This is a genomic window from Agrobacterium sp. ES01, from assembly GCF_050320885.1.
GTDB lineage: Bacteria > Pseudomonadota > Alphaproteobacteria > Rhizobiales > Rhizobiaceae > Allorhizobium.
Genome location: NZ_JBNQTH010000001.1, coordinates 712,812 through 726,587 on the forward strand (window position 1 = coordinate 712,812; position 13,776 = coordinate 726,587).

The 13,776-nt window shown below is 60.0% G+C and carries 13 protein-coding genes; 5 read left to right on the forward strand and 8 right to left on the reverse strand.

The features are described from left to right. Window positions 1-141 precede the first annotated feature (141 nt). The 3 genes from purD (at window position 142) to ACQQ2Q_RS03670 (ending at window position 4,232) form a co-directional block, all read left to right on the forward strand. Window positions 142-1,413: a phosphoribosylamine--glycine ligase gene (purD, locus tag ACQQ2Q_RS03660; protein WP_428185661.1), complete on the forward strand. Its 1,272-nt coding sequence runs from the start codon at window positions 142-144 to the stop codon at window positions 1,411-1,413. Window positions 1,414-1,541: 128 nt separating this feature from the next. Beyond that, window positions 1,542-2,018 carry a plant virulence effector HPE1-like domain-containing protein gene (locus ACQQ2Q_RS03665; RefSeq protein WP_428185662.1) on the forward strand — a complete coding sequence of 159 codons (477 nt, stop codon included), beginning with the start codon at window positions 1,542-1,544 and terminating at the stop codon, window positions 2,016-2,018. Window positions 2,019-2,399: 381 nt separating this feature from the next. Beyond that, complete coding sequence (locus tag ACQQ2Q_RS03670) at window positions 2,400-4,232, forward strand: methyl-accepting chemotaxis protein (RefSeq protein ID WP_428185663.1); 1,833 nt, start codon at window positions 2,400-2,402, stop codon at window positions 4,230-4,232. A gap of 80 nt (window positions 4,233-4,312) precedes the next feature. Here ACQQ2Q_RS03670 and ACQQ2Q_RS03675 read toward each other — a convergent pair whose 3' ends face one another. Together ACQQ2Q_RS03675 and ACQQ2Q_RS03680 are read right to left on the reverse strand one after the other, a co-directional pair. After that, complete coding sequence (locus ACQQ2Q_RS03675; RefSeq protein ID WP_428185664.1) at window positions 4,313-5,062, reverse strand: dimethylsulfonioproprionate lyase family protein; 750 nt, start codon at window positions 5,060-5,062, stop codon at window positions 4,313-4,315. Window positions 5,063-5,179: 117 nt separating this feature from the next. Then, complete coding sequence (locus ACQQ2Q_RS03680) at window positions 5,180-5,689, reverse strand: DUF523 domain-containing protein (protein ID WP_428185665.1); 510 nt, start codon at window positions 5,687-5,689, stop codon at window positions 5,180-5,182. A gap of 112 nt (window positions 5,690-5,801) precedes the next feature. Between ACQQ2Q_RS03680 and ACQQ2Q_RS03685 the strand changes: the two genes are divergently transcribed. Beyond that, complete coding sequence (locus ACQQ2Q_RS03685) at window positions 5,802-6,170, forward strand: ArsR/SmtB family transcription factor (protein ID WP_428185666.1); 369 nt, start codon at window positions 5,802-5,804, stop codon at window positions 6,168-6,170. Further along, window positions 6,167-6,703, forward strand: a complete 537-nt coding sequence (locus ACQQ2Q_RS03690; RefSeq protein ID WP_428185667.1) for an SRPBCC family protein — start codon at window positions 6,167-6,169, stop codon at window positions 6,701-6,703. Before ACQQ2Q_RS03685 ends, ACQQ2Q_RS03690 begins: the two co-directional genes overlap by 4 nt. Window positions 6,704-6,752: 49 nt before the next feature. Here ACQQ2Q_RS03690 and glyS read toward each other — a convergent pair whose 3' ends face one another. The 6 genes from glyS to ACQQ2Q_RS03720 all read right to left on the reverse strand — a co-directional run bounded on the left by glyS (window position 6,753) and on the right by ACQQ2Q_RS03720 (window position 13,681). Further along, window positions 6,753-8,906 (reverse strand): glycine--tRNA ligase subunit beta, encoded by a 2,154-nt coding sequence (gene glyS, locus ACQQ2Q_RS03695; RefSeq protein WP_428185668.1) that lies wholly within the window; start codon window positions 8,904-8,906, stop codon window positions 6,753-6,755. Window positions 8,907-9,012: 106 nt separating this feature from the next. Beyond that, a complete protein-coding gene (locus tag ACQQ2Q_RS03700) occupies window positions 9,013-9,576 on the reverse strand; it encodes a hypothetical protein (RefSeq protein WP_428185669.1) in 564 nt (187 codons plus the stop codon). A gap of 15 nt (window positions 9,577-9,591) precedes the next feature. Next, window positions 9,592-11,508, reverse strand: a complete 1,917-nt coding sequence (locus ACQQ2Q_RS03705; RefSeq protein ID WP_428185670.1) for a DUF2207 domain-containing protein — start codon at window positions 11,506-11,508, stop codon at window positions 9,592-9,594. Window positions 11,509-11,608: 100 nt separating this feature from the next. Next, window positions 11,609-11,758 (reverse strand): hypothetical protein, encoded by a 150-nt coding sequence (locus ACQQ2Q_RS03710; protein ID WP_428185671.1) that lies wholly within the window; start codon window positions 11,756-11,758, stop codon window positions 11,609-11,611. A 66-nt stretch (window positions 11,759-11,824) separates the two neighbouring features. Continuing rightward, complete coding sequence (aroA, locus tag ACQQ2Q_RS03715; protein WP_428185672.1) at window positions 11,825-13,096, reverse strand: 3-phosphoshikimate 1-carboxyvinyltransferase; 1,272 nt, start codon at window positions 13,094-13,096, stop codon at window positions 11,825-11,827. 33 nt (window positions 13,097-13,129) lie between these two features. Further along, window positions 13,130-13,681, reverse strand: a complete 552-nt coding sequence (locus ACQQ2Q_RS03720; protein WP_428185673.1) for a LemA family protein — start codon at window positions 13,679-13,681, stop codon at window positions 13,130-13,132. Between the last annotated feature and the right edge of the window lie 95 nt (window positions 13,682-13,776).

Here is a 13,776-nt window from a genome sequence, read left to right on the forward strand (position 1 = left end):
CGACTGTAGTCAGCGAAAACGGCAAGGCAACGGCGAAGCACGTGCGCCCACAGGAAAGGCTGCAAGGCCGGCGCTCTTTATCCTTGACCTTTCGCCCCCCTGCCCTTAACCGCGCAAGGATATCCCATAAGGAGCTTGGACATGAAAGTATTGCTGATCGGATCGGGTGGACGCGAGCATGCACTCGCTTGGAAGATCGCGCAATCGCCGCTTCTGACCAAGTTCTATGCCGCGCCCGGCAATCCGGGCATCGCGGAGCATTGCGAACTGGTGTCGCTCGATATCGATGATCATTCAGCCGTTGTGACCTTTGCCCAGGACAAGCAGATCGATCTGGTCGTTGTCGGTCCCGAAGCGCCGCTGGTTGCCGGCATGGCAGATGCGCTTCGCAGTGCCGGCATTGCCGTCTTCGGGCCGTCTGCAGCCGCTGCGCAGCTTGAGGGATCCAAGGGCTTCACCAAGGATATCTGCGCCCGCTTCAACATTCCAACCGGTGCCTATCAGCGCTTCAACAATGCGCCCAAGGCCAAGGCCTATGTGCGCGAACAGGGCGCGCCGATCGTGATCAAGGCCGACGGACTTGCGGCCGGCAAGGGCGTGACAGTGGCGATGACACTGGATGAGGCACTTGCAGCCATTGATGACTGCTTCGAGGGTGCTTTTGGCGAAGCCGGTGCGGAAGTCGTGGTGGAAGCCTATCTCGACGGCGAGGAAGCAAGCTTCTTTTGCCTGTCCGACGGCAAGACGCTTTTACCGCTTGCGACCGCGCAGGACCACAAGCGCGTGGGCGACGGGGATACCGGACCGAACACGGGCGGTATGGGTGCCTATTCGCCGGCGCCGGTGATGACGCCCGACATGGTGGAGCGCACCATGAAGGAAATCATAGAACCCACCATGCGCGGCATGGCGGAGATCGGCATGCCATTTCAAGGCGTGTTCTTTGCCGGGCTCATGATCACGAATAAGGGCCCGGAACTGATCGAATACAATGTGCGTTTCGGCGATCCTGAATGCCAGGTGGTCTTCATGCGCCTGAAAAGCGACCTGTTGCCTCTGCTTCATGCATCGGCTGTCGGCACGCTGGATCAGGTCTCCGCTGAATGGCGTGACGAGACTGCCTTGACAGTCGTGCTGGCATCGAAGGGCTATCCCGGCGCTTATGACAAGAATACGCCGATTTCCTCGCTTCCGGACGAAGGTGGCGAAACCAAGGTGTTCCATGCCGGTACGGCATTGAAGGACGGCAAGCTTGTCGCCACTGGCGGACGCGTGCTGAATGTTACGGCCCTTGGCAAGACCGTCACGCAGGCGCAGGCGCGCGCCTATGACCAGGTCGACGCCGTATCCTGGGACAATGGCTTTTGCCGCCGGGACATCGGCTGGCAGGCGATTGTTCGCGAAAAAGCCTGAAATTCCGCGTTAGGTCGCATGGTTACCGGGTGAAATCGGCATATTCAGTAAAATTTTACCGTCCCTCCTGACCGGATCGCAATAAACAGGCGCTATCCTGCCCTTCGAATTGGATAGGAGTGCCTGTAATGCGTCATATGATCCTCACCGCCGCAGCCGTGCTGATCGCCGGACCGACACTGGCGTCTTCGATCGAGATCGTGAAAACGCCTGATGTGCCGAACAACAGCGTGACGACGATCAGTTGCGCCGATTGCCCGCCGCTGAAGCCGAAGGAAAAACGGCTGAGCTATATCGTGCCGGAGCTCAAGACCGGAACACAGCGCACGGTCGCGATAGATGTCGACGGCGAAAAGAAGCTGGTTCGGACAGAAGCCTGGATGGGCGGTTCTCCCGTGGTCTTCGTGCACAAGGCTGCCGGCTGGACAAGCGGTGCGAACGGACTGGCTGTTGCTATCGCCGATGGCAGCGTTGATCGGAATGCGACCACCGCCGCTGTTGACGATGCAAGCGGAGCAGAACCCGCAATGGCTTCAATGATGGGCCGCACACCGCCTATGCATGCCGGTCCCGATGTCGGCGGTTTTGATCTTCGACTGAAGTGATCCCCAGACTTCCCTGCCCCTTCCAGCTGCACGATCCCAGCTGCATGGGCAATCCGCGAAGAGCGGAAGGGCGCCCCGGCCTTATCGCTGGGGCGCTTCCTTTTTGTGCCGAATTCAAAGGCACGTGGTGCAAGGCACGCCGTATATGATGCGTGCCAATGCAACTTTTCCTGTTTGATCAGACAGACGACCTGGGAAACCTATCTTTTTTAGGTCCGAATATTTTAGTAAATCATTTTCTTTTAGGTCGTAACCTTATCGACGAATGGAAAATGCTGACGGCAATGATGGCCGGGCCCCATGCATCGCTTCGATATGCGTCTCATGATTAGTCCGCATCTCACCCCCGACAATTTCAGTTTTCCTCTCAGAGGCCCTTTGATGAAGAACATGAAGATTTCCCGCCAGCTCTTCCTGCTGGTGATGGCTCTGGTCGTTGGCACGGCCGGGCTCGTCTACTATCAGATCCAGATGGCGACGACCGCGATCTATGCCGAGCGTTACGGCATGCTGCGCTCGCAGGTCGAGTCTGCACTTTCGATCATGCAGTCTTTCTACGACCGCGAAGTGTCCGGCGAGCTCACAGAAGAGGAAGCCCAAAAGCAGGCTTTCCGCGAAATCACGACAATCAAGTATAATCCGGACGGTTATATCTTTGCCTATGACTATGACATCGTCATGCGCATCCACCCTGTTGCCAGCAAGATCGGCGAAGCCGGCAAGGGCAAGGGAGACCAGACCGGGCATTTGTATCGCGACGAGATGGTTTCTGTCGGCAAGGCCGGTGGAGGCATCGTCGACTATTACAGCACCGTCAAGCCAGGCCAACCAACGGGCAACTATCTGAAAAGTTCCTATGCCAAGGCTTTCGAGCCATGGCGGCTCGTTCTTGCCAGCGGCGTCTATGTCGATGACCTGCAGGCACAGATCCGCGGCATGGTGTTCAAGGCCGTTGGCATCGGCGGCGGCGTTCTTGCCGTTGTCCTTTTTGCCGCCTGGTTCGTGATCCGCGGCATCACCAAGCCGCTGGCAGCGATCCACAAGTCGCTTGAGGCCGTGGCTGACGAGGATGTCAGCATCAAGATCCCGCATACCGACATGGGCAATGAAGTCGGGATGATGGCGAAAGCCACGGAATCGCTGCAGGAAAAGGTGCGCGAGCGCCATGCCATGGTGGCACGCCAGACGGAACAGCAGACGCTGCTCGATAGCGAACGCCAGCAGAATGCGGCCATGCAGCGCACAGAAGCCGAGCAGCAGGCCCATGTGGTCTCCACCATCGGTGCCAGCCTTGAACAGCTGGCAAAGGGCGACCTGACCGTGCGTTGCGCCGACCTCGGCCAGAAATACGCAACCCTTCGCGGCAATTTCAACGAGGCGATGGATCACCTCGAAGCGGCCATGGGCAAGGTCAATGCCAAGGGCATCGACATCAGTGGCTCCAAGGAAGAAATCCGCCGGGCTTCGAACGAGCTGTCGCAGCGGACCGAGCGTCAGGCCGCCAATCTGGAAGAAACATCGGCTGCTCTCGACGAGCTGACGGTTGCCGTTCGCCAGACGGCAGATGGTGCCAAGGAAGCCGCCAAGCGGGTTGTCAGCGTTTCCTCCGAAGCGGACAAGTCGGATGGGGTCGTCACGGCTGCCATCAATGCCATGACCGGCATCGAACAGTCCTCAACCCAGATCGCCAGCATTATCAGCGTGATCGAGGATATCGCCTTCCAGACAAACCTTCTGGCGCTGAATGCCGGTGTCGAAGCTGCGCGTGCCGGCGAAAGCGGCAAGGGCTTTGCGGTCGTTGCCCAGGAAGTGCGTGAACTGGCCCAGCGTTCGGCCGCCGCGGCAAAGCAGATCAAGGAACAGATCTCGACCTCTTCGGACCAAGTTGGAAACGGCGTGCAACTGGTCGGTCAGGCCGGCGAAGCGCTGAAGCGTATCTCCGACCAGATCAAGTCAGCCTCGGATATCGTAACCAAGATCGCCCATTCGGCATCGGAGCAGGATACAACGCTGCGCTCGATTGCCTCGTCGATGAACCAGCTGGATACGACCACGCAGCAGAATGCCGCCATGGCCGAAGAAACCACGGCATCGGCAGAGACACTGGCTGCCGATACCGAGGAACTTCTGAACCTCATCCGCGGCTTCAAGGTCTCGAGTGCATCCACAAGCGGTCTGCACCATGCAGCCCAGCAGATGCGCCGCGCAAGCTGACCCTGCCTTAGATCCACCGCCTGCCATAAGGGCCGCCAGACATATGTCCGGCGGCCCTTTTTTTTTACAGCCAGGACAGTTCAATCGAGTGGAGCAAGGCCTGGTGGCTTGGGCTTTCGAATGGCCGTAAATTTCATCCCCGGATAGGCCAGACGCTCTATCGGCCCGATCCAGGCATAGGCCAGCAGACATGGCTCGAATTCACCGGTGGTGATACGGTGTTCGTGATCGGAGCGGTTGAGGATCAGCGAGCCCGGCGCATAGACGGCGCTGTCGTTTTCCGACCATGCCCCGGCAATCGAGATGTAGCTTTCCTCGATATCCTTGTGGCTGTGCTGCGGATAGGTGGTATTGGGTGCAAAGAGCACGAAACCCAGGATCAGATTATCCGCCTTGATCGGTCCCTTGGGGCCCAAGACCTCGCAATAGGCATATTTGCGTTCCAGCGGCTTTGGCACGCGCTCATAGCCGAATTCCCAGGTGAGTTGATGTTCGAGCCGCGACAAGGCGCGACTGAGTCCTGCCATGACATTGCGGCTGCCTATATCGATGGCGCGGCCGAAATGCTGAACGACCGGTCTGGTCTCGACGTCGCGCTCGACGATCTCCGGATTGGCGTCGATGATGGCCGACAGGGCATCGCGCACCCGCTTGCGGTGGCTGCGAATGGCCTTGCTGCCACCGGCGGAGCCATAGCGATAGAGCGTTTCGAACTCGCGAAGGAGATAGATCCAGTCTGGAACGTCGGAGAGGTTGCGTGTCATTGCCGGCTCATCCACTGAAAGTTTGGGCGGATCCGCGCGCGCCGACATTGCTGCCTTGCCTGCCACGCTGCAGGTCCTGTTGTCGCTATGCCATGCCGCTGACGTGACTGACGGTTTGAAAACGACATGCCGTCCTTTCCTTTCCGCTGAATTGCGTGAGACCCCAAAGCGTAACGAGAGGCATCAGATTGCCGGGTCGGCTTCATCCATGTTCAAACGCTCCACCAGTTCATCGACCTGGTTGTCAGAGAAAACCTCGATACCGGCCTCTCGCATCAACGCGGCCGTGACGCCCTCGCCTGCATGTCTTTTTCCGGTAAAGCTACCGTCATAGATAAAGCCCGATCCGCAAGACGGGCTGCCATCGATCAGCAGCGCATAGCGGCAACCGGCATTGCGAGCCATGTCCACGGCCTTACGACCTCCGGCAATAAAGGCCTCTGTCACATCCGCGCCGGTCACTTCCACGACCCGCGCCCTGCCCGCCAGCACATCTTCAGCGCTGAAGCCGCCTTCGATCTCGGCCGGAGGTCTGGGCGTGGGCAGACCACCGGCCTGCTCGGGACAGAAACCGACAAGCCGGCCTTGCTTGCGCCAACGCTCGATGGCCGGATGGGCGAGCAGCTTGCCCTTGCCGTCATAGCGAACGGGACGACCAAGCAGGCAGGCACTGATGAGAATTTTTCCGGTCATGGGCTTTTCTAAGACGCGCAGGGCATCGGCAGCAAGCGGGTCCGGGAGAGAATGCTGCAATTTATTAAACCATTCGGTTGACTATTCGCTCAATCCATTTATATTAAACCATATGGTTGAATTAATCGCATCCCAACTCGATACCGTCTTTCACGCACTCGGCGATACCACACGCCGCCGGATGCTGAATGCACTTGCCGATGGCGAACAGACTGTGAGCCAGCTGGCCGACCCCTACGAGATGTCGCTTGCGGCGGCATCCAAACATATCAAGGTGCTGGAGAATGCGGGACTCGTTCGCCGCGAAATCCGCGGCCGGACCCATATCTGCCGGCTGGCACCACAGCCACTGGGCGCCGCCCATGCGTGGCTGCGCCATTACGAACGCTTCTGGAACAGCCGTCTCGATGTGCTCGAGCAATTGCTGCGCCAGGACGACAAATCTCAGAAGACCCCACCCGAAGAAGGAAAGCAGACATGAACGACATGAGCATGCGTGACGACTACGGGACCCTTGAGGACCCGACCACACTGATGATCCGGCGCATATTGCCGGGCCCGATCTCGCGCGTCTGGTCCTATCTGACCGACAGCGAACTGCGCAGCCAATGGCTCGCCTCCGGCGAGATGGAGCTTGAAAACGGTGCGGATTTCGAACTCACCTGGCGAAACGACAATCTCGTCGACGGTCCAGCCACCCCGCGCCCGGAAGATTTCGGGGCGGAGCACAGCATGAAAAGCCGCATCGTCGCGGTCGATCCTCCCAATACACTGGTTTTCACCTGGGGAGACAATGGCGAGGTGGCGTTTGCGCTTGTTGAAAAAGGCGAGAACGTGCTGCTCACCATCACCCATCGCCGCGTTGCTAACCGCGCCATGCTGCTGATGGTTTCCGCCGGCTGGCACGCCCATCTCGACGCGCTCGTGGCCGTGACAAACGGCAAGGCACGCCCGGACTTCTGGGCACACTGGGCGAGCCTGAAAGACGATTACGACAAGCGCCTGCCGGCCTGAGCAGGCACAGAAGCACAAAGCAGAAGGCCCGGATCACCGGGCCTTTTTATTATCCGCTGATCTTGGAGAAGTCTGCCACGGTGCCCGTCGCCTCGCGGATGGCTGAAAGAAGAGCCAGACGATTGGCGCGGATGGCGGTGTCTTCGTCGTTGACCAGCACGTCCTCGAAGAATGTGTCGACCGGAACGCGCAGCGTCGAGAGCGCCTGCATGGCGGAGCGGAAGTCTTCCTTGGCGACCGCCTTTGCTGCTTCGTCCGTCGCGGCCTTGACCGCAGTCGCCAGTGCCTTTTCAGCATCCAGCTTCAACAGCACCTCCGACACGCCATCGGCAACCACAGTGCCCTTCTTCTCTTCGGCGGCCAGCAATTGTGTGGCGCGCTTGGTGCCGGCCAGCAGGTTGAGCCCATCTTCCGAGGTGATGAAGGCCGTCAGCGCCTCGGCCTTGCGGGCCACCATCAACAGGTCGTCGGCATCCGGCGTCAGCACGGCATCGATAATGTCATAGCGGGCGCCCTGATCGCGCAGATAGACCTTGAGGCGATCATGGAAGAAGGAGAGGAGATCGGCGTCCTTGACCACCGTCAGCAACGGCACCCGAACGCCGCGCTCCAAGATCATGCGCACGACGCCGAGCGCTGCACGGCGAAGCGCGTAAGGATCTTTCGAGCCGGTCGGCTTTTCGTCGATGGCCCAGAAGCCCACCAGCGTATCGAGCTTGTCGGCGAGCGCCACCGTCAGGCCAACCTTGTCTTCCGGCAGGCGGTCGGACGGGCCCTGCGGCTTGTAGTGGTCCTCGATGGCAGCCGCGACGCTTTGGTCTTCACCCTGCAGCACGGCATATTTCCGGCCCATGACGCCCTGAAGCTCGGGGAATTCGCCGACGGCTTCGGTGCGCAGATCGGCCTTGGCGAGCACCACGGCACGATCCACGAGCGCTGGATCGGCGCCAACGACCGGCGCCAGCATCTTGGCCAGTTCGCGGATACGCGCGACGCGGTCACCTTGCGAGCCGAGCTTGGCGTGGAAGGTGACGTTGAGCGCATCGAGCTTGGCCATGCGCTGGTCGAGCGGCTTGGTGAGGTCCAGATCGAATTTCGCAGCCGAGGCTTCGAGATCGCCGAGATCGGGCAGATTGCCCTGGTCGCGGTTCCAGAAATGCAAAGCGTCGGAGAGGCGCGCGCGCACCACCTTGCCATTGCCGTGCATGATTTCCTTGCCACCATCCTTTGCCTCGATGTTGGAGACGAGGATGAAGTGGTTGGAGAGCTTGTCCGTCTCGCCGGTCGGGCGGGTGACGAAGCATTTCTGGTTGGTCTTGATCGTCAGACGAATGATTTCCGGCGGGATCGCCAGGAAGCTCTCCTCGAAGGTACCCAGAAGCACATTCGGATATTCGACGAGGCCTGCGACCTCTTCCAGAAGGCCCGCATCCTCGACCAGATCCAGCCCATTGGCGAAGGCCAGGTTGGCCGCATCCTGGGCGATGATTTCCTTGCGGCGCTCGGCATCGAGCACGACCTTGGCCTTTTCCAGGCTGGCGGCATAATCGTCGAAGCGGCGCACGGTGATGGCTTCAGGCGCATGGAAGCGGTGGCCATAGGTGACGTTGGAGGCCGTGATGCCGTCGACCTCGAAGGGGATGACTTCGGTTTCGTCGTGTTCGATGCCGAAGGTGCAGACAATCGATTGCAGCGGGCGCACCCAGCGCAGGCTTTCCGAGCCCTTGCCTTCAATGCCGTTATAGCTCGAGCCCCGGGGGCTGGAGGCCGCGCCTGAGCGCATGCTGCGTGGCCACGGGAATGTGCGGATGATGCCGGGCATTACCTCGGTGACGATCTCCTGGGCAGCACGGCCGGGCTTGTCGATGAAGGCAACGTAGAATTCGCCCTTCTTCGGATCGCTCTGCACCACGGCTTCGGAAATGTCGGACAGGCCAGCCCCACGCAGGAAGCCTTCGATGGCCTTTTCCGGTGCATCGACACGGGGGCCCTTCTTTTCCTCACGCACATCGGCGGAGCGGGCCGACAGGCCGCGGATATCCAGTGTCAGACGACGAGGCGTCCAGTATTCCTTGACGCCTTCATAATTGAGCCCCGCCTCAACCAGCGCACCTGTGACCAGCGCCTTCAGGTCGCCTGCGGCCTTGCGCTGCATGCTGGCTGGAATTTCCTCGGAGCGGAGTTCGATAAGAAGATCGGGCATGGGACAATGTCTTTTTCAATGGACAGAAAAGCTGCGGCGGACTTAGCAAGGCCTAAGCCTGTTGTCATCCGAAAAGCAGGAAAAACCGATAAGGAGCCAGCAGACCCTAAGGCAAATGCTTGCGCGACAGGAAAACGACGGCAGCCAGAATAAGCGCCCCACCCACAGCATAAGGTATGACGGCACTGCCCGCCTGCGGACTGAAAACAAGGCTCCAGGCGATCTTGCCGACGGCACCTATTATGGCAACTCCTAGTCCGAGCTTCCACGAGCGATGCCAGAAGGCCGTCAGCAGAGCTGCGGCATACACCATCACCGCGATCAGTCCGGATAGGTTTGACCAGGTCCAGCCTGCGCGAAGCAAGGCGCGCTCCATCGCGAGGAAGGCCGTCACATCCTCTCTCGGTTCGACAGGTGCCGGAAACCAGAACATCGAGCTCAACAAAGCAAAAATGCAGACACCGATCCCGCCGAACGATCTTTTCCATGCGCAGTAACACATTGGCAGAAGCAGCAGCGGACGAGCGACCCACGAGGCCGTGTTCCGATGGCGATTGAATGCCCATTCGAAAAAGGCATCATTTGTGAAGAAGGCAGCCAGCAACAGGAGGCTCGCAACCGTTGCTGCGATGGCAAGATACCTGTCGGCGGATTTGCTCAAGCCGAACACGTTCTCACTCCCGCCTCACCAGCCACCGCCGCCGCCGCCGCCGCCGCCACCGCCGGAAAAGCCACCGCCACCGCCAGAGCTTGCCTTGGGAGCGGGTAGCGAAGACGAGATAGTCGAGGCCATGGAGGAGGAAAATCCGCCGATGCGGTCGGAGAAGCCGCCCATATTGCCGCCGTGATACCAGAGCGGACTATAGCTTGCCGCAGCAACCCCCGCGGCCGCCGTTGCAAGCCAGGCCTCGAAGGCTCGGGTCCAGGGCTTTTCCACGCCGAGCGCCACGGCATATGGCAAAAGCGTTTCGAAATGGCGCGGCGACATGGTGGGCGAGCCCTGCATGTTCATGCGGTCTTTTTCAGCCAGCGTCAGATAAAGCCGCAAGCCCTCGATCCCGTCCATCAGCTTGCGACCCAGCGGGGTCGGTGCGCCCATGAGGAAGAAAAACAGCACGTTGAGAAGAGCGATGCCGCCAAAGGCAATGACAGCTGCAATCTGCTGTATGCCCTCCAGCTCGGTCAGCATACTGGCTATGATGAGGCCGCCAATCATGACCCCGACAAAGAGAATGATGCCAAGGGCCGCAATGATCACGATCTTCTTGACCATGGATGCCGAGCGCAGTTCCTTGCCGAAGGCGACTGCGATGCCGCCTGCAAAAAAGCCGACGAACACCGCCATCACCATGAAGCCGATGGAGGTTTCGGAAATCCAGCCAAAGATGAAAAGGCTGAGCAGTGCCAAGACGCTCAAGGCGACGCCGCCTGCGATATATCCCAGATTATGCTTGTAGTATTTGTTGCGATGTTCCTTTTCGATGGCACTGCGAAACCGCACACCGATCTTTTGCACCGTCTCGCCATTGGCCTTGTCGACGGTCAGGCTCGATCCGGGCGGTCCAACCGAATTGAGCAGGCTCAGCTGCCCCGGCGGCAGATCGGCCTTGGGCTCGGCAGTCGTGCGGCGCATGATCAAGGTCTTGTCGAGATCGTCCAGTTCCAGCAATCCCTTGACCGCGAGATCGATGGCGGATGCGGAAAAGGCCGTCCAGCCCGAGCCGGAAAATCCCTTGTTGTCGACATAGTTGACCAGCGCCGGGGACAGGTCATCGGGTGCGTCCCAGCGCGGCACGACAATGCCTCTTGCCGGGTCTCGCCCCACCGCACGCCAGGCACGCAGGTAATAAAGCCCGACGACGAGCAGCCCGCCAAACCCGATGATGACATTGCTGTAGTCGCGGAAGAACCACCATGTACGCTGGGCATCGGTGGGCGTCGCCAGCACACCCTTGGGGATGCCAACAATGATGCTGAGCCCCTGGTTTGGCCCCAGCGGCCTGGTCGTCTCGAACCGCGCGCTGCTCCCGGTAATGCGCGCGCGGGCGTCTTTGCCTTCCGCGCCGTAACCGCCGGTGAAATAATCGGCCTGCGTGGGCGCAGCATCGCCCGGCAAGGTGACGGTTGCGGAGACCTCGCGGACCGGGAACTGCCAGCCAGTTCCGTTGACGTTCCAGTAGAGCTCATCCTGGTCGTCGTAACGGGCAATCCAGCGGCTGGTGTCGTAGGTAATCTTATAGGTGTGCAGGCCGTTGTCGAGCCAGACATTCTCGTCGCCGGCATAAATGCGAATGCCGCCACTGATGCTCTCGGTGTGAAAGGCCTCAGGCTCGCCGTCGCGGGTGACGGAAGAGAGATCGAAATCGACACGTACCACTTTGCCGTCGGCATCGCGCGCAAACAGCGGGAAGTCGCGGAAGATGCCGCGGCGGATGTCGCGCCCCTCGGCATTGACGGTAATCGTTTCCGTAACATGCAAGGAGGCATCCGGACGGACGGCGATGTCGGCATGATAGGATTTGATGAATTCTTCGGCGGATGCCGATAGCGGCCCGACCAGGCTCAAAAGCAGTGCCAGCACGAGGCCGAAAACAGGTCTCATCAATAAAATCCCCCTTGTTGCAGTCCCCTTATAGGGCGCAGACAAGGGGGATTGAAACATGAAACGCGGCTACCTGACATGCAGGCAGATCGTTCGCCTGTTATTTTTCTTCGACGGACAGGCCGTTCTTGCCGATGCTCAGCTCGACGCCCTTTGGCTCGGTTTCTTCCTGATAGACATAGGTGGCCAGACCAATGACGACGACGGCCAGCGCACCGATGATGAGATAAAGGCCATTGCTGCGGCTCATAAGCATTACTCCTGAAATTCCAGGCGCGCGGAAGCGCGCCGATCCGGGGAATTAATGCCTAGCCGGTCATAAAGTTCCCCCGTCAGTGCCAGCATATTCAACGCCGAGTGACGCCAGTGCGTTCCAGTAGGCCGGATATGTTTTCGCCACACAGCCCGGATCTAGAATGGTGATGCCGGCAATCTTCAGGCCTGCAAGCGCAAAGCTCATGGCAATCCGGTGGTCAGCGAAGGTGTCGATATCGGCTGGAAGGGTCTGGCCGGCAAGGTCCGGATCCGAGGCGATCACCAGATCATCGCCCTCTTCCGTTGCCAGGCCATCGCGAATATTGTTGAGGCCGGTCGACAGGGCTCTGATGCGGTCGCATTCCTTCACGCGCAGGTTCTCGATACCGACAAAGCGCACCGGCGTTCGGTTAAACGCCGCCAACACCGCAAGGGTGGGGATGGCGTCCTGCATCTGCGAACCATCGATCTCAGCCGGCATATTCGGGAACTGCGCCATATAGGCCTGCGATTTGGCATCGGGCTGGGTGAAATCGGCTGTCGCGGTGCCAATGTCGATCGCGCCGCCTGTCAGCACTTCGGCAGCCCAAAGATAGGTGGCGGCCGAGGCATCCGGTTCTATGTGATAGTCGGCGGCGGTGTAACCGGTTGGCGCAATGCGCCAGGAGGCCGATGTCGGCTGGGTGACCGTTGCTCCAAAGGCGCGCATGGCCGACAACGTCAGGTCGACATAGCCGCGCGCACCGATCTCGGCACCGGCCAGCTCGATCTCGAAAGGGTCGGACGCACAGGCGCCCACCATCAAGAGCGCCGACACATACTGGCTGGAGAGCCCTGCATCGATCACCACACGATGGCTGGCAAACTGGCCTGTGGCATCGATGGTGACGGGCGGGCAACCGGTCGGGGCGTCCGCCTTGACGCCGAGAGCGTTCAAGGCATCGACGAGCGGCTTGATCGGGCGCTTGCGCATATGCTCGTCGCCATCGACCACATAGCGCCCCTTGCCCAACGCCAATGCGGCGGTGAGAAAGCGGGTGGCGGTTCCGGCATTGCCGAGAAAGAGCGGCGCTTCAGGCTGCGTGAGTTCACCGCTGCTTGTGACCACGAATGTGGTGTCATCGGGCTCATCGACCGTGACGCCCATGGCGCGCAGGGCGTCTGCCATATAGCGGGTATCATCGCTTTTCAGCGCACCGGTGAGCCGGCTCGTGCCCTTGGCAAGGCCTGCCAGAAGCAGCACGCGATTGGTGATGGATTTCGAGCCGGGAGGGCTCACGCGGCCGGTCAATGGATGGCCAGGCGGAATGATGGTCAGTTTGTCAGTTGTCATATCAGGTCTCAAAACGGGCCTTGCAGCCCGGTATTAGAATTTCACGGCTGGAACCGCGCGATCGGCATCATTGGCAATTTCGAAATAGCCGGCCTTGGTGAAACCGAAATTACGCGCCACCAGATTGGACGGAAAGCTGTCGACCTTGACGTTCAGATCACGGGCCGCACCATTGTAGTAGCGGCGCGACATCTGGATCTCGCCCTCGATGGTTTCCAGCGAGCGCTGCAATTCGAGAAAGTTCTGATTGGCCTTGAGGTCGGGATAGGCTTCAGCCAGCGCCATGACGCGTCCGAGTGCCTGGGACAGCATGCCTTCGGCAGCAGCCCTGCCCTCGACATCGCCCGATGGCACGCCCTGCGCGCGATTGCGAAGCTCGACCACCTCTTCCAGCGTCCGCTTTTCGTGGGTGGCATAGCCCTTCACGGTCTCGATCAGATTGGGAACGAGATCGGCACGGCGTTTCAACTGAACGTCGATGCCGGACCAGGCTTCCTCTGTCATCTGCCGGGACTTGACCAGTCCGTTATAGACAATGACCGCATAGACGGCGAGAACGGCCAGGACTGCAAGCGTAATATACATCGGGCTTCTCCGGCGAAATGAGCAGCGGGACAATAGGCGCAACGGAAATGGATGTCATCTCAAGACGCGCCCTCGACAACGACCTATAGGGGCGG